We start from the raw sequence: 22,457 nt of genomic DNA on the forward strand, positions 1-22,457 counted from the left end.
CACGTGATGGAAAGCGAGTGGCCCCGGACGTCCGCCGTGCGCGGAGGTCCGGGGCCACTCGGTTGGCTACGCCTGCGAGCCGCGCCTGCGCGCGACGATCAGCAGCACGACGAATCCGCCGAGGATGCCGAGCAGTGCAGCACCGAACGCCGGCGCCAGGTCGGCGCCCGTGTTCGCGAGACCGGACTGGATGACGTCGTTACCGCCACCCGAGCCCGCCGCGCCGTTGCCGTTGCCGGTGCCGGTGCCGGGGTCGCCCGGCGTGCCGGGGTCGCCCGGCGTGCCGGGGTCGCCCGGCGTGCCGGGGTCGCCGGGGCCGGTCGCCGCCGCCACCGTGATGGCGGTCCAGCCGATCACGTCGCCATTGGCGTCCTGCACCGCGATCCGGTGCTCACCGGCGGGCAGGTCGGCGGGCAGGGTCACCGTGAGCTGACCGCTGGCCGGGACCTGCATCCACCCGCCGCCGAGCTTCTGCGGGGTGGAGTGCACCCACGCGGAGACCCAGCTGCCGGAGAAGGCCGAGCCGACGTTGATCGTCACCGTGCCGCCGGGGTGGAACACCCCGTGGTCGCTGCCGAGCGCATGGATCAGATCCTTGAGCGCCTGGATCAGCTTCTCGATGGCGGCCGCGATGGGGTTCGTCGGCGGCTTCGGGTGCGTGCCGGGTCCGGTCGCGTCCGCGACCAGCAACGGCACACGCACCGTCGTTCCGGAGTCGGGGGCGCGCAGCACGAGCACGCTCGCTCCCGCCGCATCCGCCGGGACCGTGAAGCTCACGGTCGCCGCTCCGTCCGCATCCACCGGGATGGACGGGAGGGTGGATGCGCTGCCCTGCCAGGTGAGGTCCAGCGAGGTGTTCGCCGGGCTGCCCAGGGAGGTCAGGTTGAGCTTCGACACCTGGAAGGTGACCTGCTGGCCACGGTCGAGGGTGCCGGTCGGCACGCCGGAGACGGCGACGCCGCGGCGCTCGAAGCTGGGCGAGAGCGGGCTGTTCGCGGTGATGTACGCGATCCAGGCGTCGCGGTCGATCAGGCCGGAGTCCTTCGTGTTCGCACCCTGCGCGAAGGCACGGAAGTTGTCTCCGCCCTGCAGCAGGAAGCTGAACGATCCGATCCGGTAGGACTTCGCCGGGTCGATCGGGGCTCCGTTGACCAGGATGCTCGTGATGCGGTCACCGGCGGCGCGGGCTGCGTCGTAGGTGTAGCTCACGTTCTTCGACAGGCCGAGGTTGAGGAACGGACGGCTCGGGACGGACCCGTCCGCGTTCGTCTGCCACTGCTGTTCGAGCGCCTGCTTGAACTGCGCGCCGGTGAGGCTCGTGGTCCACAGGTTGTTCACGAACGGGAGCACCGCGTTGGCCTGTGCGTACGTGACGGAGCCGTCGGTGCCCTTCAGCAGTTCGGCCCGCAGTCCGCCCGGGTTGACCACGCCGATCTCCGCGCCGCCGAGGTCGGGGGCGGAGAGCGTCGACACCAGCGAGTCTGCGACGAGGTTGCCGAGCGTCGACTCGGACATCCGGTCGTCGCGGGCCGCGCCGATGTACGCCGTGGTGATGTCGGCGGTCACGGAACCGATCTTCTGGTTGCCGATCACCGCCGCGTCGGCGAGCGCCTTGTCGACGATGGTCTTCACCGCAGCGACCCGGGGGTACGCGGCGACGAGGTCGCTGTCGGCGTCGGTCGTGCGCGCCACGTTGGCCGCGGTGTATCCGGTGACCTTTTTGGTGTCGCCGTCGACCGAGAGGGTGATCTGGCCGATGTTCTCTCCGTAGCTCCCGGTCTGGACGATCGGCCTGGTGGCACCCGAGACGCCGGGGATCGGCGCATCCCACGCGTACTGCTTGTGCGTGTGACCGGTGAAGATCGCGGACACCTTCGCCGAGGTCTTGGTCACGATGTCGGCGAACGCTCCGCCGGCCGCGACCTCCTTGTCGAGCGTCGCACCGTCCGGCGTGCCGAAGCCTGCGCCCTCGTGGTATTCGGCGACGATCACGTCGGCCTCGCCGTTGGACGTGTTGCCGTCCGTCAGCTTCGCGGCGACGCGGTTGACGGCGGCGACGGGGTCGCCGAAGTCCAGCGATGCGACGCCGCCCGGCGACACGAGCGTCGGGGTCTCCTGCGTCACGGCTCCGACCACGGCCACCTTCAGCCCGTCCACGGTGAAGGTCGCGTACTCCGGCAGCGCCGGCGTGGTCGTGCCCTTCGTGTAGACGTTCGCACCGAGGTAGCTGAAGTCGGCGGCGGAGGTGACCCGGCCGGTGAGGTCGGAGAAGCCCTTGTCGAACTCGTGGTTGCCCACGGCGCTCGCCTTCAGGCCGAGCGTGTTGAGCACCTCGATCGTCGGGAGGTCACCGGCGGACGCCGAGGCGAACAGCGACGCCCCGATGTTGTCGCCGGCGGAGAGGAAGAGTGTGTTCTGCTCCCCCGCTGCCGCACGCAGCTTCTCGATGGTTCCGGCGAACTTGACCGTGTTGCTGTCGATCCGACCGTGGAAGTCGTTGATGTTCAGCAGGTTGACGGTCTTCGCGCCGGCGCCGAGCCCCATCCCGATGACGATCGGGTCGTGGTCGCTCGACCGGTACTGGTCTGCGACGTAGAAGTTGGTCGCGTTGTAGTTGTACCGGCTGTACTCGAGCGCGATGGACTCACCGGAGTTGATGTTCCAGACGTCCGCGCCGGTGATGACCGCATTGGCGGCAGGAGAGGCGAGGACGTGGTCGAGCGAGCCGACCGTGCCACCGAACGAGTACGTCGCCTTGGTGGTGCGGGTGTGCACCTGGTCGATGTACCCGGCGTCGGTGATGACCTTGATCGGGTCTTCGTTGAGGTAGGCGTTGAAGTCGCCGATCAGCAGCACCTTGTCGGAGCCGAGCGTGGACTTCAGCGTGTTCGCGAACCCGACGAGCGCCGTCGCCTGGGCGACTCTGGAGGCGTTCGACGCACCCTGCCCGTCACCCTGGTCGGCGTCGGCTCCCGTTCCCGACCCCTTCGACTTGAAGTGGTTCACGACCGCGATGAACGCCGAGGAGTCCGGCGTGCCGACCTTCTTGAACGCCTGGGCCAGCGGCTGGCGCGCATTGGCGAACGCCGCATCCATCAGGATGCGCGACTCGCCCACCGGCACAGCGTGCGCCTTCTTGTAGATGAACGCGGTGCGGATGACGTCCTCGCTGGACGGCACGGCTGCCGGAGACGGCACGAACGCCCAGACCTGGCTGCCCGCCGCGGTGTTGAGCGCGGTGACCAGCTTCGAGAGGGCGTCGTCGCGGTTCTTGCCGAAGCGCGCGGAGTTCTCGATCTCTTCGAGGGAGACGACGTCGGCGGAGAGCCCGTTGATGGCCGCGACGATCTTGTCCTGCTGGCGCTTGAGGTTGGCGGCGTCCGCTGCTCCTCGCGCGTCGCATCCACTGTTCACCGTGATGTTGTTGCCGTCGCGGTCGGTGTAGAACGTGCAGCCGGTGAGCTGGTCGCCGGTGGTGGTGAAGTAGTTCAGCACGTTGAAGGTGCCCAGCTTCAGGTCGCCGCCCACGGCGGCCGGGGCGGCGGCGCGGGTGTTGCCGAAGGTGACCGGCTGCACCGTGGATGCGGTGGCCGGCGTCAGCTCGGAGGTGGGCTGGAACTTCCACACGTTGTTGCGGAAGTCGAGGACGACCGGCTTCGTGAAGGTGACCGGCGCGCCGACGCGCACGGGCGCGGTGACCGACAGGTACGGCAGCGGCTTGGCCTTGTTGGCCGCGCTGAGGAAGTTGGTGGACGCTCCGTCGTCGAGCGTGACGGCGCGGGCGGCGTTGTCCGCCACCGCCGCCGCGTACTCCGGCGTGCCGGGGCGTGCGGTCTCCGTTGGCTGGACCAGCGGCGTCTCTCCGGCCGCGAGGCCGATCTCGCCGTACTGGTTCGTGGAGTACACGTCGGTGACGGTGAACGCGCCCTGCGGTGCGAGCAGCATGCCCTCGAGGGACTCGCGCTGCGCTGCGGTCGCCGGGAGGCCGACAGTCGCGGGAGCAGGGGCGGTGAGTCCTGCGGGGTCGAGCGCGACGACACCGGCAGCAGATGCCGGGGTGATCTCGGTGAGGCCGGCGAACTCGCTGACGGCGCCGGTGACCTGCACGTACTGGCCGACGGTGACCGCTGCGGTGGCCGCGGAGCCGTAGACGTAGACCGCGTCGGAGGCCTGGTGCATCGCGAGGTCGATCGCGCCGCCCGTGCCAGGGGTCTGGATGTAGAAGCCGTTGAAACCGCCGGTCGCGTACGCGGCCGTCACGAATCCGCTGGTGGTGACCGTCGTGCCCGCCTTCGGGCTGACATCGGTGGTGCCCTGCACCTCGGCGATCGGGATGCTGTCACCGGCCGGTGGGCTGGGGTCGCCTCCCGTGCCGGGGTCGGTGCCTCCGGGTGCCGGCTCCGTGGCCGGGCCGCCCGCGGGCGTCGCGGCGTTCTGCGGCGTGATGGTGGCGGTCAGGGTGAGGTCTGCGCTGTTGTCGTCGCTGTCCCAGAACCCGGTGCGGGTGAGCGACTTCACGTCGGTGTTGCCTGCCGGCGCCGCGGCTGCCTTCGTCTCGAATGTGTTCGACGTGCCGTAGCCGACGAGGTCGACGATCCCGGATGCGTTCCTCGCGTCGCCGACGGGCGGCGTCACTGCGGTGGCGGTGTTCGAGAGGATGACGGTGCCGCCGGAGCCGGACGGGTTGAGCGTTCCCGTCGCATCCGGAGTCGGAAGAGCCGCGCCGTTCGCCCCGTTCGAGCTGCCCTGCACGAGGTAGTAGCCGTACGCGGCGATGCTGCCGGTGAGAGCGGTGAGGCCGGTGGCCGCCGCCGTGCCCGTGGCCGGGCGGTACTGCACCGACCAGCCGTCGACCGTGACGGGCTGGCTCGACGGGTTGTAGAGCTCGACGAACTTGCTGGAGTACGCGGCGCCCGCGCTTCCCCCTGACAGGTACACCTCGTTGATGACGACGCTCGTGGCGTCGACGCTGGCGGTGGCCGGCACCGCGGTGAGAGGCGCGGCAGCGAGCCCGACCCCCACAGCGGCTGCGGTGGCGATCTGCCACGCTCTGCCGAATCTTCTCAACATGCTTCTCCTCGGTCGGGACTGGTCGGACGGCTGGGTCCTGGCACACCGTATGGAGCGCAGTGAACCGGACCGTGACTCCTGAGTGAACGTACAGACAACACCCCCTGTTCGAGGGTGCTCATTCGAGCACGGGTTCCGGCTGATATACTCACATGTGACATTGAATCACGGGCCACCGACACACGAAGGGGCGATGGTCCGGCATGATGGCACCATGCGGATCGAAGAGATCGCCCAGTTCAGAGCGCTGGCGGCAGACGGACATCTCGCCGACACAGCGGACACTCTCGGCGTCTCCCAGTCCACGCTGACCAGGACCATCGCCAGGCTCGAGGCGGAGATGGGCGTCGAGCTCTTCGACCGCAAGAAGAACCACCTGGAGCTGAACCAGTACGGCGAGATCCTGCTCGCCCACGGCATCCGGGCGCAGACCGAGCTGGAGGAGGCCCGCGCGCGCATCGACGCGCTGCGCGACCCCTCGGCGGGCACGGTGTCCGTCGCGTACGTGTCGTCGTTCGGCCACTGGCTGATCCCGCGCGTGGTGAGCGAGTACCGCGCGCTGTTCCCGGACATCCGGTTCGTGCTGCGCGGAGGGACGGCGGACACGGTGCTGGATGCGCTGCGCGAGGGAGCGGCCGACCTCGCGTTCACCAGCCCGGACCCCCGCGACCGCGAGATCGAGTGGCGACCACTGACCTCCGAACGACTGGCGGTCGGGGTGCCGGATGCGCATCCACTGGCCGGACGCGCGGTGATCGACGTGGACGACCTCGAACCGTTCGAGTTCGTCGCGCTGCGCACCGGATCCGGGCTGCGGCACATCGCCGACGCATACTTCGCCCGGCGCGGGATCGTGCCGAACATCGTGCTGGAGGTCACCGAGCTGGTGACGCTGCAGGCGCTGGTGCGCGACGGGGTCGGGATCGCGCTGCTGCCGGACTCCTCGACCGAGCCGGGCGTGACGCTGGTGCCGCTGGCGGAAGAGGCGGTGCGCGTGATCGGGCTTGCCAGGAACCTGGCGCGCAGCGAATCGGCCGCCGCGTCGCAGTTCGCGCGGTTCGTGCGCGAGGAACTGGGGCTGGACGGGCGGCGGTAGGCCGGCCGGCGGTAGGGCGGGCTGCGACAACGCTGCTCGCGCCGGTGTCGGTCGCCGCCGTTACGCTTCCCGCATGACAGGCACCACCCCGTGCGCCGTCGTCACCGGTGGCGTCGCGTGCACGAACCCCGCGCATCCCGGGGCGCCGCTGCCGCTCTGCCTGCAGCACCTGCTCGTCGCGGCCGACTGGGTGGCCGACGAGTGCGGGCAGATGGATGCGCTGCCGTCGCCGTGCGCGCTCTGCGGCTCGCGGCTGGGGGTGCGCTACCCGTCCGGCTGGCTGTGCGCGGTGTGCGAATGGCGGGTGGGCGAGACCGTGTCCGGCGAGCTGCCGCCGCCGCGGGTGGACGTGGTCTACTACCTGCGATTCAGGGACAGGGTGAAGATCGGCACCACTGCCAATCCGCGCGTGCGGTTCTCGAGTCTGCCGCACGACGAGGTGCTCGCGTTCGAGCGCGGCGACCGGGCGCTCGAACAGCGCAGACACGCGCAGTTCGCCGCCCACCGCATCCCGCGCACCGAGTGGTTCGAGCGCAGCGACGAGCTGGATGCGCACCTCGCCGCCGTGCGCGCCGGCGTCACCGATCCGTGGTCGCTGCTGGCGCTGTGGCGGAGTCAGGCGATCGCGTTGCGGGGATAGGAGACGCGACGGTCGACGTCACCGTGGCGATCAGCCAGTCCCGGTAGCGCTCGTAGGTCCACCCGCTCTGCTGCACGAGCTGCTGGTGGCCCTCGGGCGACATGAGGAAGGAGAGCACGTCGGCGAGCACCTGGAGGTCGTCGTCGGACGCGGCCCGCGCATCCACTGCCCCGCGGGAGGCGAGGAGGTCGACCAGGCGGCGGTAGTCGGCGTGGCGGCGGTCGAGCAGGGAGGCGAGGACCTCTCCGACGTGGGCGTCCTCTGCCGCGGCGGCGAGGAAGGCCGCCCAGAGGCCGCTGGTCCTGGCGTTCGCCTCGGCGATCATGCCGACCATCGCCGTGAGGAATTCGCCGGTGTCTTCGATGCCCATGATCGCGGCGACCTCCGGCCGCTCGCTCAGCGACTCCTCGCCGGCGCTGCCGGCGAACGCGAGCTCGAACGCGCCGAGCAGCAGGGCGCGTTTCGGGCCGTGCACCTTCACGCTTTCGACCGAGACCCCGGCGCCCGCGGCGATGTCGGCGAGGGAGGCGCCGGTGTATCCCTTGGCCGAGAACACCTCGAACGCGGAGGCGAGGATGCGCTGCCTGGTCTGCCGCGCCTGCTCCTCGCGGAGCGTCGAGCGGTACTGCCGCGGGGCGACGTTCTCCGAATCAGCCATTGACTACCCTTCGTGTGTAGTGAATACTATCAGCGTTCATCAAACTCTAAACCCGAATGCGAGCATCCCATGACCACCCTCCTCCTCTGCAGCACACCGGTCCACGGCCACGTGACCCCGCTGCTCGCCGTCGCCAGGCACCTCGTCGACCGCGGCCACCGCGTCCTCTTCCTCACCGGCGGCCGCTACGCCGCGCGCGTCATCGCCACCGGCGCCACCTTCCTCCCGCTCCCCGCCGAAGCCGACTACGACGACACCGACATGGATGCGGCCTTCCCCGGCCGCGTCGGACTCACCGGCCCGGCGGGCATCCGGTACGACATGACCACGATCTTCCTGCGCCCGGCCAGCGCGCACCTCGCCGCCGTCGACGCGATCGTCGCCGAGCACGGGGTGGACGTCGTGCTGGCGGAGAGCCTGTTCCTCGGCGCCGCCCTGCTCTCCACGCGGCCCCGCGCATCCCGGCCCGCTGTGGTCAACCTCGGCATCGTGCCGCTCGGGCTGAAGAGCAAGGACGTGGCTCCGTTCGGGCTCGGGGTCCAGCCGAAGCCCGGGATCGGCGGGCGCCTGCGGAACGCCGCCCTCACCGCCGTCGCGGAGAAGATCATCTTCGCGCCGGTGCAGAAGGCGGCGAGCAGGATCGCGCACGAGGCGACCGGCGCATCCCTCGACGGGTTCATCCTCAACTGGCCGGCGCACGCGGACGCCGTGGTGCAGTTCACGGTTCCGGAGTTCGAGTACCCGCGCTCCGACCTGCCGTCGACGGTCCACTTCGTCGGGCCTGTCTCCCGCACCCGGCCGTCGGATACGCCGCTCCCGGCCTGGTGGGACGACCTCGCGGACGGGCGCCCGATCGTCCACGTCACCCAGGGAACCGTCGCCAACCGCGACTTCGGCGACCTGCTGCTGCCGACCATCCGGGGACTTGCGGGCGACGACGTGTGGGTGGTCGCCAGCACGGGAGGGCGGCCAGTCGCCGAACTGGATGCGGACCTGCCGCCGAACGCTCGCGTCGCCGCCTACCTGCCGTACGACGCGCTGCTCCCGCGCACCTCGGTGTACGTGACGAACGGCGGGTACGGCGGCGTGCACTACGCGATGGAGCACGGCGTCCCCGTCGTGATCGCGGGGACGACGGAGGACAAGGTGGAGGTGTCTGCGCGCGTGGCGTGGTCGGGCGTCGGCGTGAACCTCGCGACGAACCGCCCGACCGACGCGGCGGTGGCCGAGGCGGTGCGGACGGTGCTCGCCGAGCCGGGGTACGCCGAACGCAGCGCCGCCATCGGGGACGCGATCCGCGCATCCACGGGGCTGGCCGGACTGGAACGCGCCGTCCTGGGGCTGGTGGATGCGGCGCGCGGCACCCGCATTCATTCGTCGCGTCGCTGAATCGCAGAAACGCGCGCTGTTGGATTCGATGAATGGCGCTGCGTACGATCGGAGAAGGCAGACCACCGTCGCTCGGCCACCCCACCACCGCCGAACGATCTTCGAGGAGTCGCCATCACCGAGTTCCGCATCGAGCTGGTCGCTCGCGACGAGCTCGGCTCGATCGTCACCCTGTTCACGTCACACGGCGCCGTCGACGCCGCGACGGCCGCCGCCGAGATCGCGAACGGCACCGCCACATACGTGACAGGACCGGACAGCTATGTGCGCGCCGTCGTCAACCCCATCTCGTCGCCGGTCGGGCCGTACCTCTACGTGAACTGGGACGGCACCCGCCGCAACAACCTGCACGACCTGTCGACGGGCAGGCGGGTGCCGCTGCCGCGCCGGTCGGCGGCGGCGGCGCGTGCGGCGGCGCGGGATGCGGCGGCTGCAATGGCGCGGGACGCCGCGGCGCAGGGCGCGACGGCGGCGCAGGGCGCGACGGCGGCGCAGGGCGCGACGGCGGCGCAGGGCGCGACGGCGGCGCAGGGCGCGACGGCGGCGCAGGGCGCGTGGATGCGCATCCTCACCTCCCTCACGCGCCCGGCGACCCTGCCGCGCCGGCGCCCCGCCCTCTTCGCCCCGCTCTTCCTCGACCTCCTCCGCCCCCACGGCGTCACGCCGCGCCGCCGCACGAGACACCAGTAACTGCGCCACATCCCGGGCGTTTCGCGACAGTTACTGGCGTCTCGCCGCCGCGGCACCGGGAGGCGGCGCCGCTAGGCTCTGCCGCATGGATGCGACATGGCTGCGGTCCCCGGAGGAACCGACCTGGGATCGCGGAGGGCAGACGGTGTACCGCGTGCGCCTCTGGGCTCGACCGCCGGAGCCGTACACCGGCTGGAACCTCGACGACTGGGAGGTCACCGGCGCCACCGCCGTGACAGAGGTCATCGCCTGGGGGGAGCAGGAGGCCGCGCGCCTCAGGGGCGGGCGGTGCGAGGTCTTCGTGCAGGCGACAGACCACGGCACCCTCCGCGACGGCACGCTCGCCGAGCAGGTGCACCACATCCGGGTGTACGGCGAGCCGGCGGACACCGCCGCGACGGAGACTGTGCTGACGTTCCGGACGGAGTGACCGCGCGCCTCAGTCCGGCGCGACGGAACGCGACGCCAGCACGGCCCAGTCGTGCTCGAACAGCTGGGTGAAGTATGCGGCGATCTCCGCGTTTTCGAGGATCACGCCCGCATCCCGGTTGGTCAGCGTCCCGGCCGGCGACCAGTTCTGGCTGCTGACGAGCGCGGCCCGGCCGTCGACGACGATGCCCTTGTTGTGCACGTTGTTCTGCAGCTTCACCCTGTTCACGACGTCGAGGCCTTCGGCCTGCAGTTTCTCGAGGTAGCCGGCCGTCTCGAACTGGCTCATGATGATGCGCACGTCGACTCCGGCCTGCTGCCGGTCGATCACCGCGTGGATCAGCGCGAGAAACTCGGCGGGGGCGTCCGCGACCGTCTTCGGCAGCTCGATGTACTGGAACTGCATCAGCAACGACGTCGTGGCGCTCCGGATGAGGTCCAGGATGTGCGGGGCGTAGCTGCCAGCATCCGGGGTGAGCAGCGGCGTCACCGTCAGTTGCCGCTCGGCGGTGTCTGCGGCGAAGAAGCGCTGGTACGGCGGCGTGGTCGCGAGCGGGGCGAGCAGGGCCGGGACAGGCCCGGCGGCCGGAGTGGTGGCCTGGTGCTGCGCGGCGACGGCGAGGTCGTTGAGCAGGAAGGCCTCGAACGTTCGCGCCAGCTGCTCGTTCTCGATGACGACGTGCCAGTCGCGGTCGCCGGAGCGGGCGGCCGAGGCGTCGGCCGGCGTGGTCACCGGGTCGATGTCCGGCTGGTTCGAGTTGTTCCAGTTGCCGCTGGACAGCCAGACGGCGGACGAATCCCGCACGGCGAGCTTGATGTGGTACGCGGACGGGAAGATCCAGGCGGCGGCGAGCGGGTCCATCCTGGAGAGCGCCCACGCCTGCGTGAGGTGGTCGCCGAAGGCGGTGGTGAGTGCCGCGACGGTCTGCTCGTCGGTCTGGTCGGCGGTGGGATTCTTGGCGGGATGATCGAGGACGAGCCGCACGGTTCGGCCCGCGAGGACGGTCTCGACGGTCTGCAGGATGTGCCGCGAGGTGAAGTCGTAGAGGCCGACGGTGAGGGTCTCGCGCACCCCGGAGAGGAACGCGCCGAGCGTCGGCCAGCCGGAGTCCGGACTCGCGCTCAGCGTCACGCGCATGGTGCCGGAGACCGGGGCGAGGGCGCCGCCGGGCGGAGGTGCGTACGGGAGCTGGGGTTTGGCGGCGGCGGCGAAGTCGACGCCGGGGACGATGGATGCGCCGGGCGCGGCGGCCGCGCCCGTCAGCTCGTACTCGTCGGCGAACTCCGGCACCGCGCCGCGATCGGGCGCTGGCCCCGCCGTGCGCGCGAAGGCGGCGGGCTCGGTCAGCATGCGCTCCTTGGCCGCCGACGCAACGCGCGCGTCCACGGGGAGGCCATCCACCTCGGCGGGCAGGGCGTCGCGCACGGTGGGGAGCGACGCATCCCGTGCGATCGTCACCACGATGGCCGGGGTGTCCGTGATCCACCCGTCGGCCAGCAGGTAGCCCGGTCGCACGCTGAGGGCACCGGGGACGGCGAACTCGGGGAGGTGCTCGCGGATGACGGAGCCGATGCGTTCGGCGTTCAGGTTCGGCATACCCCTGGCTTACCCCGCGAAATACCAGTTTCTGTCGCGAATCCCGGGCGTGTTGCGACAGTTTCTGGCATCTCGTAAACCCGCTGAATACGTGCAATTCTGTGGCATCTAAGATGAGGCGCACAGCCAGAAAGATGGAGATCGCACCATGAGCACCGACGCGCCGACCGCCGCACACCGCGCCGACAGTCACGACCTGATCCGCGTGCAAGGGGCGCGCGTCAACAACCTCAAAGACGTGAGCGTCGAGATTCCGAAACGGCGGCTGACGGTCTTCACCGGCGTCTCCGGCTCCGGCAAGAGCTCGTTGGTGTTCGGCACCATCGCGGCCGAGTCGCAGCGGATGATCAACGAGACGTACAGCGCGTTCGTGCAGGGCTTCATGCCGACGCTCGCCCGGCCCGACGTGGATGTGCTCGACGGGCTGACCACGGCGATCATCGTCGACCAGGAGCGGATGGGGGCGAACGCCCGGTCGACGGTCGGCACGGCCACCGACGTGAACGCGATGCTGCGCATCCTGTTCAGCAGGCTCGGTCAGCCGTACATCGGGTCGCCGCAGGCGTTCTCGTTCAACGTCGCGTCGGTGTCCGGCTCCGGCGCCATCACCATCGAGCGCGGAGAGGCCACCACGAAGGAGCGGCGCAGCTTCACGGTCACCGGCGGGATGTGCCCGCGCTGCGAGGGCATGGGCAGCGTCAACGACATCGACCTCACGCAGCTGTTCGACGAGACGAAGTCGCTGGCGGAGGGTGCACTGACCATCCCGGGGTACACAGCGGACGGCTGGAGCGTGCGTATCTTCACGGGCTCCGGATTCCTCGACGCCGACAAACCGATCAAGGACTACACGAAGAAGGAGCTGCACGACTTCCTCTACCGCGACCCGGTCAAGGTGAAGATCGGCGACATCAACCTCACCTACGAGGGTCTGGTGCCCAAGCTGCAGAAGTCGATGCTGTCGAAGGACCGCGAGGCCATGCAGCCGCACATCCGCGCGTTCGTCGACCGCGCCGTCACGTTCACCACCTGCCCGGATTGCGGAGGCACCCGGCTGAGCGAGGCCGCCCGCTCGTCGAAGATCGGCGGCATCAGCATCGCCGACGCGTGCGCCATGCAGATCAGCGACCTCGCCGAGTGGGTGAACGGGCTCGACGAGCCGTCCGTCGCTCCCCTGCTGAGCGCACTGCGGCAGACCCTCGAATCGTTCGTGGAAATCGGCCTCGGCTACCTGTCCCTCGACCGGCCGGCGGGCACGCTGTCCGGCGGAGAGGCGCAGCGCACGAAGATCATCCGGCACCTCGGCTCGTCGCTCACCGATGTGACCTACGTGTTCGACGAGCCGACGATCGGGCTGCACCCGCACGACATCCAGCGCATGAACGAGCTGCTGCTCCGCCTGCGCGACAAGGGAAACACCGTGCTCGTGGTCGAGCACAAGCCGGAGATGATCGCCATCGCCGACCACGTCGTCGACCTCGGGCCGCGCGCGGGCACCGCGGGCGGGACGATCACATACACCGGCAGCCTCGACGGCCTCCGCGCGAGCGACACCCTCACCGGCCACCACCTCGACGACCGCGCCACCCTCAAAGACACGGTGCGCACCCCCACCGGCACACTCGCCATCCGCGGCGCGAGTTCCCACAACCTGCGCGACGTGGATGTGGACATCCCGCTCGGGATGCTCGTGGTCGTCACCGGCGTCGCCGGCTCGGGCAAGAGCTCGCTCGTGCACGGGTCGATCCCGGCCAGCGAGGGCGTGATCTCCATCGACCAGGCCGCGATCCGCGGCTCCCGGCGCAGCAACCCCGCCACGTACACCGGCCTGCTCGACCCCATCCGCAAGGCCTTCGCGAAGGCCAACGGCGTGAAGCCCGCGCTGTTCAGCTCCAATTCCGAGGGCGCCTGCCCCAACTGCAACGGCGCTGGCGTGATCTACACCGATCTCGGCATCATGGCCGGGGTCTCCACGGTCTGCGAGGTGTGCGAAGGCAAGCGGTTCCAGGCGTCGGTGCTCGAATATCGCCTCGGCGGCCGCGACATCAGCGAGGTGCTGGCAATGTCCGTCACCACCGCCGACGAGTTCTTCGGCAGCGGCGAGGCGCGCACGCCCGCCGCCCACAGCATCCTGAGCAGGCTCGTGGATGTGGGACTCGGCTACCTGAGCCTGGGCCAGCCGCTCACGACCCTCTCCGGCGGGGAACGTCAGCGCCTCAAACTGGCGACCCACCTCTCCGAGCAGGGCGGCGTGTACGTGCTCGACGAACCGACTACTGGCCTCCACCTGGCCGATGTGGAGCAGCTGCTCGGACTCCTCGACCGCCTGGTCGACTCCGGCAAGTCGGTGATCGTGGTGGAGCACCACCAGGCCGTGATGGCGCACGCGGACTGGATCATCGACCTCGGCCCCGGCGCCGGCCACGACGGCGGGCTGGTGGTGTTCGAGGGCACGCCGGCGGAGCTGGTAGCAGCCAAGTCGACGCTCACCGGGCAGCATCTGGCGGCATACGTGGGGGCGTAGCGGAGCGGCCACCCGCGTACGAGCGGCCGCTCCCTCCTCCACACTCCCTACTGAATACCCTCGCGCACGAACTGCCACTGCTGGTTCGCGGCGCCCGTCGCCGCGTTCTGCTGGGCGGCGACGCCGTTCGCCGTGGACGAGCCGGCGATCTCCAGGGGCTTGCCGCTGTTCGCGTTGGTCAGCGTCCAGTAGCCGCCGCTGGTCGTGAGGTTCCAGTTCTGGGTGGCGTTCCCCGTCGGACCCCACTGACCCGCCTGCACAGCGTTGCCCGTTTGCGCGCCCGGGATCTCGAGCAGCTTGCCGCTGTTGTCGTTGAACAGCTGCGTGCTTCCCGTCACCGGGTGGACGTTCCAGATCTGGGTGGGGTTCGCGGTGTCCGCCCACTGGCCGGCCAGCGCGCCGTCGGTGGTGAGCGCCGAGGCGATCTCCAGCAGCTTGCCGCTGTTGCGGTTCACGATCCGGAACTGCGAGTCGAGCTGCGTGCTCGGCTGGTAGACCTGCAGCTGGTCGAGTTCCGCGTACGACGTCCCCTTGCTGAACGCGATCGTGTTGGCGCCCGCATTCAGCGTCACCGTCTTCTGCGCCCAGCCGAAGCGGCCCCAGTCGACCGTCGCCGGATAGCTGATGCTCGACGCCGTCCCACCGTTCACCGAGACGTTGTGCGTGCTCGCCGCACCTGTGCCGTTGTCGTACCGCACGTTGAGCGTGTACGAGCCCGCGCTCGGAACGCGCACCGTGAACGTGACGGCACTCGTGCTGTTGTTGATGTTGCCGACCTTGCTTCCGTTGGCGGCGTTCACGTCGGTCACCAGCGAGGTGTCGGACGTGCGTGCCGCCTTCTCCGCCTCGTACTGCTGCGCATCCAGCGGGATCGAGCCCACGCGGATGTCGTTGTACGTGGTCGCCGCGTTCTCCACGTTCGTCGCCTGGTAGAGCGTGCGCCCGTCGACGCTGGTGTCGAAGCTCTGCGCGAACCCGGAGAAGGTGCCGCCCGCCGTGTCCGTCGAGTCGTAGGTGACCGCCATCGGCAGCCGCTCCCACGGTCCGGCACCCAGGTTGTAGTTGACGTAGAAGTCCTGGCCGCCGCTGATGTTCCCCGAGGCGTCGAGACCCCACTTGGATGCGACGACCACCATCCCCTTCGGGCCGCCGGTCGGCACCCACTTCACGTACGGGGACGAGCCGATCCCGCGCCCGTTGGCGAGGGCGATCTGCGTGCCGATGCTCGTGCTGGGCGACCAGCTGACCCCATCCGGAGAGATCTTGAAGTACACCGGCGCCGTGTTGTTGGTCTGGCTCGGCCGGTTGACGACCTCGAACGTGGCGAGGTAGCGGCCGTCCGGCAGCTTCGTCACCGTGATCATGCCCGGGCGGTCGCTCTGGTTGGTCGGCGCGGACACGTTGCCGAGCGCACCCCAGGTGAGACCGCCGTCGCTGGACTCACGGTACGAGACCGCCTGCAGCACGCCGTTTGCCTTCTGCCGCTCGTCCGAGAAGTACGCGGCGAGCTTGCCGTTTCCGTCGACGATCAGCGACGGCTCCCACACCGTCGTGGTGGTGGAGGTGGGAGACGGGTCGTACGTCGCCGGGCCGCCGGTGTCGATGGTGCTGAGGTACGACCAGGTGGCTCCGTGGTCCGCGCTCTTGTAGACGACGAGCCTGCTGCTCGACCGGTCCGTGGGCATGATCATGCCGGAGAGCAGGATCGTGCCGGCCGGGAGGCTGCCGACCTGCTGGGGCAGCTCGTAGAGGAACGGCTGCGACGTGCGCGCGAGCGTCGGGAAGTCGTTGTTCGGGACGACGTCGGTGAGGTGCGTCCACGTCGTCCCGTTGTCGGTGCTCCGGTAGATCGGGTACACCTGCTTGCCGCCGACGAGCACCAGCTGGTCGTAGGTGACGAGCTGGGTGCCGTTGGATGTTCCGCTGTTCTTCAGGACGATGTTCTTGGCGTAGGTGGTTCCCGCCGCGCGTCCGCCCTCCGGATTGAAGGACGTCCCGGCCGCGGGCGAGTACACCAGCGCGCCGTTGCCTGTCGTGACGGCCTCGGCGGGAGGGGCGATCGCGGCCTGGGCGAACACGGCCACTGCTGCCGCGGTGAGAGCTGCCGCCAGCATCCGGCGGCGGAAGGTTCGCGGCTGGGCCGCTCCCCCGGTGGATCCGATCATCGTGTGTCTCCGATCTGAGAGTTCGCGTCGCGGGAATCCGTGGCGCAGTGCCGACGCCGTTTGCGCCGTCACGCCTGAGGGGGTAAGCGTGCTGGGGGTGGGAGGTTCTACCGGTGGGGAGGTTCTACGGGTGGGAAGGGTCTAAGCGGTGACCGGGTTCTGTGCGGTGAGCAGGATCTCCGTCCAGGAGACGGCGGGCAGGTCGATCCGCAGGACGCCTCCGTCCGTGCTGACGGTGGTGTTGTCGGCGAGGACGACGCGTTCCGGGTTCTCGCGGTTGTTGGAGGCGGTGATGTCCGCGTCGCTCAGCGTGCGCGCGGTGACCGCGTATGTGCCGGGGTGCGCGCGGGACGGGAGGTCGATCTCGAGGGAGGTCCCGGCATCCACGGCCCGGTTGACGACGTAGACCGCGATGCTGCCCGTGCTCTCGTCGAGGCTCGCGACGGCGTCGACGAGCGGCACGTCTCCGAAACGCTCGGTCGGGTAGCTGTCGCTCACCGGCGTCACGTCGAGGGCGATGCCGGTGGCGTTGGCCGCCGTCGCCGCGAACGGGAGGAAGGTGGTCTGGCGCCAGGATGCGCCACCCGGCTCCGTCATGATCGGCGCGATCACGTTGACCAGCTGGGCGAGGGAGGCGCTGGTCACCCGGTCGGCGTGCTTCAGCAGGGTGATGAGCAGGCTGCCGAACACCACAGCATCCGCCACCGTGTACTCGTCTTCGAGCAGGCGAGGGGCAACGGGCCAGTTGTCGACGCCGGTGATCTTGTCGACGTTCTCGTAGCGGCTGTTGTACCAGATGTTCCACTCGTCGAACGAGATGTTGATGGTCTTATCGCTGCCGCGCACCGCTTTGACGTGGTCGGCGGTGGCGGTGACGCTGCGGATGAAGTGGTCCATGTCGATCCCGGATGCGAGGAAGCTCGCCAGGTCGCCGGTGTTCTCGTAGTACGCGTGGCAGGAGATGTAGTCGACCGCGTCGTACGCGTGGGTGAGCACGACGCGCTCCCACTCGGCGAACGTCGGCATCGACGAACTCGACGAGCCGCAGATCACCAGCTCCAGGTCGGGGTCGAACGCCTTCATCGCGCGTGCCGTCTGGGCGGCGACCTTGCCGTAGTCGTCGGCAGAGCGATGTCCGAGCTGCCACGGGCCGTCCATCTCGTTGCCGAGGCACCAGATGCGCACGTCGAACGGCTCCGTGCGTCCGTTCGCCGCCCGCCGGTCCGCGCGCGCCGTGCCCTGCGCGAGGTTGGCGTACTCGAGCAGCTCCAGCGCCTCCGGCGTTCCGCGGGTGCCGAGGTTCACGGCGAGCATGAGCTCGCTGCCCACGGCGTCCAGCCAGCGCTGGAACTCGTGCAGGCCCACCTCGTTCGTCTCGGTGGTGTGCCAGGCCAGGTCGAGCCTGGTCGGCCGTTCCTCCCGCGGCCCGACGCTGTCCTCCCAGTTGAAGCCGGAGACGAAGTTGCCTCCCGGATACCGGATCGCGGTGACGCCGAGCTCCTTGACCAGCTCGATGACGTCGGTGCGGAAGCCGTCGCCGTCGGCCAGCGGGTGGCCCGGCTCGTAGATGCCGTCGTAGACCGAGCGGCCGAGGTGCTCGACGAACGAGCCGAACAGCCGAGGGTTGATGGCGCCGATCCTGGCCGACGTGTTGATGGTGAGGTGTGCGATGTGCATGGATGTGTTCCGTTACGGGTTCGGCGTGAGGCGGCTGGCGGACGGGGCGGGAAGGGCGGACAGGTCGGACGTGGCGTGGTGCCGATAGCGGTCGGCGACCGGGTTCCGGGAGCGGAGGAGACCGTCGCCGGTCTCGACGAGGTCGTAGAGGCCCATCGTGAGCAGGTGGTCGGCGCGCGGGTTCTCGCTGTGCCGCCAGGTCCACTCGTACATGTCGAAGAGAGGCCACCAGGTGTAGCCGACGATGTCTGTCCCCTCCGCGCGCATCCGGTGCACGAGCGCGACGGAGTCGTCGAGCCAGGCGATGCGTTCCTCGACGCTTCCGGTGACGCAGGTCTCGGTGACCATGACGGGCGCTCCGTACCGGTCGGCGTACGACTGCAGCGCATCCCGGAGCCCGGCGGCGCCCCTGTCGACCGATGGCCGGGGGTCGGCGAAGCCGCCCGCGTGGTGCACGCCCGCCTCGAACAGCTCGGTGGAGTGGCGCGGGTAGTAGTTGACGCCCATCACATCCGGCCGCACGATGTGCTCGGCGAACCAGGCGAGGTCGTCGTCGCTCAGCCCGTTGGCGCGGAGGCCGACGGCGAGCGGATGGCCGTCGTCCACCCGGCCCGTGACGAGGTCCTCCACCAGGTGCACCTGCTCGGAGAGCCGCTCCGCCTCCTCCGCGTGTTCGGGGGCCGTGTCCGCGCCGACGAACGTCATCGCCGCATCCACGTGGACGAAGGATGCGCCGGGCAGCACCTCTGCGATGCCGAGCTGCGTGTGCACGAAGCCGCGCGCGAGGTTGGCCGCGATGGTGGTGAAGCCGCGCGCACCGGAGAGGTACGGAGGCCAGTACGCGTACTCGCCGGCGAACAGCGCGTGGATCACCGGCTCGTTCACCGGCGTGTAGTCCTGTGCGACGTCGGCGTAGCGCTCGGCGAACCGGACGGCGTACTCGGCGACCTGCTGCGGATAGTCCGGATGCGCGAACTGGTCGTCCAGCCAGGTGGGCGTTCCGTAGTGCAGCAGGTCGACGATCGGCCGCAGCCCGGCGTCCGCCATGCTCGCCAGCGCGCGGTCGGTCCACGACCAGTCCCAGCGTCCTGGCTCCGGTGCGACGCGGTACCAGGGCACGCCCCAGCGCAGCAGCTCAGCACCGACCCCGGCCGCGAGCCGGAAGTCGTCGTCGAACCGTTCGTAGTGCTCTGTCAGCTCGTATTCGTCGATGGCGCGCTCGCCCGGCCGCGTCTGCGGCACGAAGGTGTCCTCGATGCCGAGCGCGAAACGCAGGCGGCCGTCCTCGAACCAGCGAGGGGTCTGTCGGGTCATGCCGGTCACTTCAATCCGGTTGTCGCGACCGATTCGATGAACCGGCGCTGGACGATCAGGAACAGGATGGCGAGGGGCAGCACTGCGATCAGCGAGCCGGCCATCATCGTGCCGTACGGGATGATCCCGCTCGGCCCGGTCAGCAGCGTGAGCCCCGACGTGACGGTTCCCATCTCCGGCGTCGTCGTGAAGACCAGCGGCCAGAGCAGGTCGTTCCAGTTGTTCACGAAGGTGAAGATGCCGAGCGTGAGCAGGGCGGGAAGCGCGTTCGGCAGCACGACGCTGCGGAACACCCGGAACTCGCTCGCGCCGTCGATGCGCGCCGCGTTGTCGAGGTCGCGCGGGAGGGCGATGAAGAACTGGCGGAGGAAGAAGATCCCGAACGCGTCCGCGGCGCGCGGCAGGATGAGCCCGGCGAACGTGTTCACCAGCCCGAGGTTGCCGACCAGCTGGTAGATCGGGATGAGCGTCGCCTGGAACGGGATCATCAGGCTCGCGACGATCACGATCAGGAGCACCCTGTTCCCGCGGAAGTCCAGCCGCGCCAGGGCGTACGCCGCCAGCGAGTCGAAGACGAGGGCGAACAGCGTCACCCCTCCCGCGAACACGAAGCTGTTCAGGAACAGCCTCGCGAACGGCAGGTCGGCGAAGATGCGCGTGAAGTTGTCGAGCGTCCAGGCGCCCGGCGCGAGCGTCGGAGGGTACGCGTTGATCTCGGAGGACGGCTTGAACGCCGTGAAGACGATGACGATCACGGGCAGCAGCACGATCAGCGTCAGCGCGAGCACTGCCGCGAACAGCAGCCATTTGGATGCGCGCTTGCCGACGCGCAGGCCTGGCCGCGTGAGCGTTCCCCGTCGGTTCTGGATGGTCGAAGTGGTCATCAGCTGAGGTCCTTTTCACGACGGCCGAAGAAGCGGAACTGCACCAGGCTGAGGATCAGCGTCGCCAGCAGCAGCACGTACGACAGGGCGGACGCGAGGCCGAGGTCGAGCTTCTTGAAGCCCTCCTGGTAGATCTCCATGACGACGGTCTGGGTGCTGCGGTACGGGCCGCCTCCCGTCATCACGTAGATCTGGTCGAACGCCTGCAGCGCGGCGATCATGGCGAAGATCACGACGAAGGCGAGCGTGTTGCTCAGCTGCGGCAGCGTGATGTTGGTGAACCGCTTCCAGGCGCCCGCACCGTCGATGCGGGCCGCCTCGTACAGGCTCACCGGGATCTCCTGCAGTCCGGCGATGAAGATCACCATGTAGAAGCCGAAGCTCTTCCACACGGCCACCAGCACGACCGTCGGCATGGCGAGCACGGGGTCCTGCAGGACGTTGCCGAGCTGGATCCCGACCGACCGCAACCAGAAGTTGAGGAGCCCGACCTGCGGGTCGAGCAGGTACGACCACGCGAAGGCGGCGACCGCGAGCGAGACGATGAACGGCACGAACAACGCCGTGCGGAAGAACCCGCGCCCGGCCAGCCGGGGGTTGTTGAGCAGCAGCGCGAGGGCGAGCGCCCCGATCAGCGCGGTCGGCGTGAACAGCACGGCGTAGAGGGCGGTGGTCGACAGCGTGCCCAGGATGCTCGGATTCGTGAAGATCTCGACGTAGTTGCCGAAGCCCACCCACTGCTCCGGCCCGAACCCGCTGCTGTCGGTGAACGACGTGCGGAGCGCCGAGAGCATCGGCCAGGCGACGAAGGCGGTGAGGATGATCAGCGCCGGCAGCAGGAAGATCAGCGCGATGCGGGCCGATCCCTTGCGCGTCCTGATCGGTCCGCGACCCCCGAGGGGCGCCGGAGGCCGGTAGGCCCGTTTGGGTGGTCTGACGGTCGTTGTCATGGTGTCTCCACAGCGGTAGCCGCCGCGCCGGACGGGCGGCGGCTACCGGGTTGTCGGAACTGCTCTGTTACGTGCTCAGCGCTTGCTCAGCGCCTATTTGCTCAGCGCTTGGGCGACCTTGGTGGACGCCGCGCTCAACAGATCGCTGGGGTCTCCCCCCGCGAGCGACTTCTGCGTCGCCTCGTCGACCGCCGAGAGCACATCCACACTGTTGGCCACGCCGGGCAGCAGCGGACGGGCGGTTCCCGAGATGGCCGTCAGCGCCGCGACCACCGGGTTCGACGACACGTCGGAGGCGGGGATGTCGGTGCGCAGGGGCGGCCAGCCGGAGCCGAGGGACCACTTCGTCGCGACCTCTTTGGTGAAGAAGTAGTCGAAGAACTTCTTGGCCGCAGCCTGCTTGGTCGAGTCGGCCTGCGCGGTCACGGCCGCGCTGATGCCGATGGCCGACGCCGCCTGCTCCTTCGGGCCGGCGGGGATGCCCGCGATGCCCCAGTCGATCTTCGCGTCTGCCGCGACCCCTGCCATCCACGGGCCGCCGATCTCCATCGCGGCCTTGCCGGAGCTGAACAGCTTGTCGGACGCGACGCCGTCGAGTCCGGTGGGCGAGATGTGCCCGGTGGTGACCGCGTTCGACCAGAACTTCAGGGTCTCCACGTTGGCGGCGGAGTCGACGACGGACTTGCCGCTCTTCACGATGTCTCCGCCGTTGCCGTAGAACAGGCTGGCCCAGACGCCGTTGCCGACGGTGGCGTGGTCGGGCAGCGCGAGGCCGTACTGCTCCGGCGTGCCGTCGCCGTTCTCGTCGACGGTCAACTTCTTGGCGTCGGCGACCCACTCGTCCCAGGTGACCGGGAAGGTGGTGATGCCGGCTTTCTCGAACAGGCCCTTGTTGTAGATGACGGAGAGCGGGACGAAGCCGGTCGGCACGCCGAAGTACGAGCCGTCGACCTTCTCCATCTCGACGGCGCGCGGGTTGAGGTTGGCGCTCTTGATGCTGTCGGACGCGTAGAAGTCGTCGAGCTTCGCGAACGCGCCCTTGCTGGCGTAGACGGGGAGGTTCTCTGCGGGGAGGGCGACGATGTCCGGGCCCTTCTTCGCGCTGAGCGCCGGGAGGAGGGTGTCGCCGATGACGGCCCAGGTCTTGGTGGTGGTCTTGATCGTGATGTTCTTCTGCGACTTGTTGAAGTCGTCGACGATCTGATCGAGGACCTTGCCGTCTGCCTCGGTGTATCCGTGCCAGAAGGTCAGATCGACGTGGGAGGAGGACGATGAGCCGGTGCCGGAGCCTGAGCAGCCCGCCAGCGCGACGGCCGCCCCCGCCGCGAGCGCGACGGCCGCGATGAGTTTCTTCATTGAATGCCTCTCAGAGTG

Annotated in this window: 15 protein-coding genes; 6 read left to right on the top strand and 9 right to left on the bottom strand. The window is 69.5% G+C overall.

The window, feature by feature from the left end:
- Positions 1-66 precede the first annotated feature (66 nt).
- Entirely contained in the window at positions 67-5,070 is a 5,004-nt protein-coding gene (locus B7438_RS07360; protein WP_143465692.1) for an ExeM/NucH family extracellular endonuclease, read from the bottom strand.
- 214 nt (positions 5,071-5,284) lie between these two features.
- Here B7438_RS07360 and B7438_RS07365 point away from each other — a divergent pair, with 214 nt between their 5' ends.
- Together B7438_RS07365 and B7438_RS07370 are read left to right on the top strand one after the other, a co-directional pair.
- On the top strand, positions 5,285-6,166 hold the full coding sequence (locus tag B7438_RS07365; RefSeq protein WP_085368940.1) for a LysR substrate-binding domain-containing protein: 882 nt from the start codon (positions 5,285-5,287) through the stop codon (positions 6,164-6,166).
- A 73-nt stretch (positions 6,167-6,239) separates the two neighbouring features.
- Positions 6,240-6,806 (top strand): GIY-YIG nuclease family protein, encoded by a 567-nt coding sequence (locus B7438_RS07370; RefSeq protein ID WP_085368893.1) that lies wholly within the window; start codon positions 6,240-6,242, stop codon positions 6,804-6,806.
- Here the strand turns inward: B7438_RS07370 and B7438_RS07375 are convergent.
- Positions 6,745-7,464 carry a TetR/AcrR family transcriptional regulator gene (locus B7438_RS07375; RefSeq protein WP_085368894.1) on the bottom strand — a complete coding sequence of 240 codons (720 nt, stop codon included), beginning with the start codon at positions 7,462-7,464 and terminating at the stop codon, positions 6,745-6,747. The genes B7438_RS07370 and B7438_RS07375 overlap by 62 nt on opposite strands.
- Before the next feature lie 69 nt (positions 7,465-7,533).
- Here B7438_RS07375 and B7438_RS07380 point away from each other — a divergent pair, with 69 nt between their 5' ends.
- The 3 genes from B7438_RS07380 (at position 7,534) to B7438_RS20510 (ending at position 9,973) form a co-directional block, all read left to right on the top strand.
- Positions 7,534-8,853, top strand: coding sequence for a glycosyltransferase (locus tag B7438_RS07380; RefSeq protein ID WP_085368895.1), 1,320 nt, complete (start codon positions 7,534-7,536; stop codon positions 8,851-8,853).
- A gap of 243 nt (positions 8,854-9,096) precedes the next feature.
- Entirely contained in the window at positions 9,097-9,543 is a 447-nt protein-coding gene (locus tag B7438_RS20505; RefSeq protein ID WP_179150752.1) for a hypothetical protein, read from the top strand.
- Positions 9,544-9,628: 85 nt separating this feature from the next.
- Positions 9,629-9,973 (top strand): hypothetical protein, encoded by a 345-nt coding sequence (locus B7438_RS20510; RefSeq protein WP_085368897.1) that lies wholly within the window; start codon positions 9,629-9,631, stop codon positions 9,971-9,973.
- Between the two features lie 9 nt (positions 9,974-9,982).
- On the opposite strand, the gene B7438_RS07395 is transcribed toward B7438_RS20510, so the two are convergent.
- A complete protein-coding gene (locus tag B7438_RS07395) occupies positions 9,983-11,569 on the bottom strand; it encodes a phospholipase D-like domain-containing protein (RefSeq protein WP_085368898.1) in 1,587 nt (528 codons plus the stop codon).
- 148 nt (positions 11,570-11,717) lie between these two features.
- Here B7438_RS07395 and B7438_RS07400 point away from each other — a divergent pair, with 148 nt between their 5' ends.
- Positions 11,718-14,093 carry an excinuclease ABC subunit UvrA gene (locus B7438_RS07400; protein WP_085368899.1) on the top strand — a complete coding sequence of 792 codons (2,376 nt, stop codon included), beginning with the start codon at positions 11,718-11,720 and terminating at the stop codon, positions 14,091-14,093.
- Positions 14,094-14,140: 47 nt separating this feature from the next.
- Here the strand turns inward: B7438_RS07400 and B7438_RS07405 are convergent, their stop codons facing one another.
- From B7438_RS07405 to B7438_RS07430, 6 genes are all read right to left on the bottom strand, one after another.
- Positions 14,141-16,258 (bottom strand): RICIN domain-containing protein, encoded by a 2,118-nt coding sequence (locus B7438_RS07405; protein WP_256921907.1) that lies wholly within the window; start codon positions 16,256-16,258, stop codon positions 14,141-14,143.
- A 141-nt stretch (positions 16,259-16,399) separates the two neighbouring features.
- Positions 16,400-17,935: an alpha-N-arabinofuranosidase gene (locus B7438_RS07410; RefSeq protein ID WP_085368900.1), complete on the bottom strand. Its 1,536-nt coding sequence runs from the start codon at positions 17,933-17,935 to the stop codon at positions 16,400-16,402.
- A 12-nt stretch (positions 17,936-17,947) separates the two neighbouring features.
- Entirely contained in the window at positions 17,948-19,249 is a 1,302-nt protein-coding gene (locus tag B7438_RS07415; protein WP_085368942.1) for a family 1 glycosylhydrolase, read from the bottom strand.
- A 5-nt stretch (positions 19,250-19,254) separates the two neighbouring features.
- On the bottom strand, positions 19,255-20,133 hold the full coding sequence (locus B7438_RS07420) for a carbohydrate ABC transporter permease (protein WP_085368901.1): 879 nt from the start codon (positions 20,131-20,133) through the stop codon (positions 19,255-19,257).
- A complete protein-coding gene (locus B7438_RS07425) occupies positions 20,133-21,083 on the bottom strand; it encodes a carbohydrate ABC transporter permease (protein WP_085368902.1) in 951 nt (316 codons plus the stop codon). Before B7438_RS07425 ends, B7438_RS07420 begins: the two co-directional genes overlap by 1 nt.
- A gap of 93 nt (positions 21,084-21,176) precedes the next feature.
- Positions 21,177-22,439: an ABC transporter substrate-binding protein gene (locus tag B7438_RS07430; RefSeq protein WP_085368903.1), complete on the bottom strand. Its 1,263-nt coding sequence runs from the start codon at positions 22,437-22,439 to the stop codon at positions 21,177-21,179.
- Positions 22,440-22,457: the final 18 nt, after the last annotated feature.

The organism is Leifsonia sp. NCR5, from assembly GCF_002105485.1.
GTDB lineage: Bacteria > Actinomycetota > Actinomycetes > Actinomycetales > Microbacteriaceae > Leifsonia.

What these genes read in the sequence shown, in the direction of transcription:
- B7438_RS07375 (WP_085368894.1), bottom strand. Translation starts at nt 7,464, where the DNA reads ATGGCTGATTCGGAGAACGTCGCCCCGCGGCAGTACCGCTCGACGCTC.
- B7438_RS07425 (WP_085368902.1), bottom strand. Translation starts at nt 21,083, where the DNA reads ATGACAACGACCGTCAGACCACCCAAACGGGCCTACCGGCCTCCGGCG.
- B7438_RS07400 (WP_085368899.1), top strand. Translation starts at nt 11,718, where the DNA reads ATGAGCACCGACGCGCCGACCGCCGCACACCGCGCCGACAGTCACGAC.
- B7438_RS07410 (WP_085368900.1), bottom strand. Translation starts at nt 17,935, where the DNA reads ATGCACATCGCACACCTCACCATCAACACGTCGGCCAGGATCGGCGCC.
- B7438_RS07360 (WP_143465692.1), bottom strand. Translation starts at nt 5,070, where the DNA reads ATGTTGAGAAGATTCGGCAGAGCGTGGCAGATCGCCACCGCAGCCGCT.
- B7438_RS07395 (WP_085368898.1), bottom strand. Translation starts at nt 11,569, where the DNA reads ATGCCGAACCTGAACGCCGAACGCATCGGCTCCGTCATCCGCGAGCAC.
- B7438_RS20510 (WP_085368897.1), top strand. Translation starts at nt 9,629, where the DNA reads ATGGATGCGACATGGCTGCGGTCCCCGGAGGAACCGACCTGGGATCGC.
- B7438_RS07405 (WP_256921907.1), bottom strand. Translation starts at nt 16,258, where the DNA reads ATGATCGGATCCACCGGGGGAGCGGCCCAGCCGCGAACCTTCCGCCGC.
- B7438_RS07415 (WP_085368942.1), bottom strand. Translation starts at nt 19,249, where the DNA reads ATGACCCGACAGACCCCTCGCTGGTTCGAGGACGGCCGCCTGCGTTTC.
- B7438_RS07365 (WP_085368940.1), top strand. Translation starts at nt 5,285, where the DNA reads ATGCGGATCGAAGAGATCGCCCAGTTCAGAGCGCTGGCGGCAGACGGA.
- B7438_RS07430 (WP_085368903.1), bottom strand. Translation starts at nt 22,439, where the DNA reads ATGAAGAAACTCATCGCGGCCGTCGCGCTCGCGGCGGGGGCGGCCGTC.
- B7438_RS07420 (WP_085368901.1), bottom strand. Translation starts at nt 20,133, where the DNA reads ATGACCACTTCGACCATCCAGAACCGACGGGGAACGCTCACGCGGCCA.
- B7438_RS07370 (WP_085368893.1), top strand. Translation starts at nt 6,240, where the DNA reads ATGACAGGCACCACCCCGTGCGCCGTCGTCACCGGTGGCGTCGCGTGC.
- B7438_RS07380 (WP_085368895.1), top strand. Translation starts at nt 7,534, where the DNA reads ATGACCACCCTCCTCCTCTGCAGCACACCGGTCCACGGCCACGTGACC.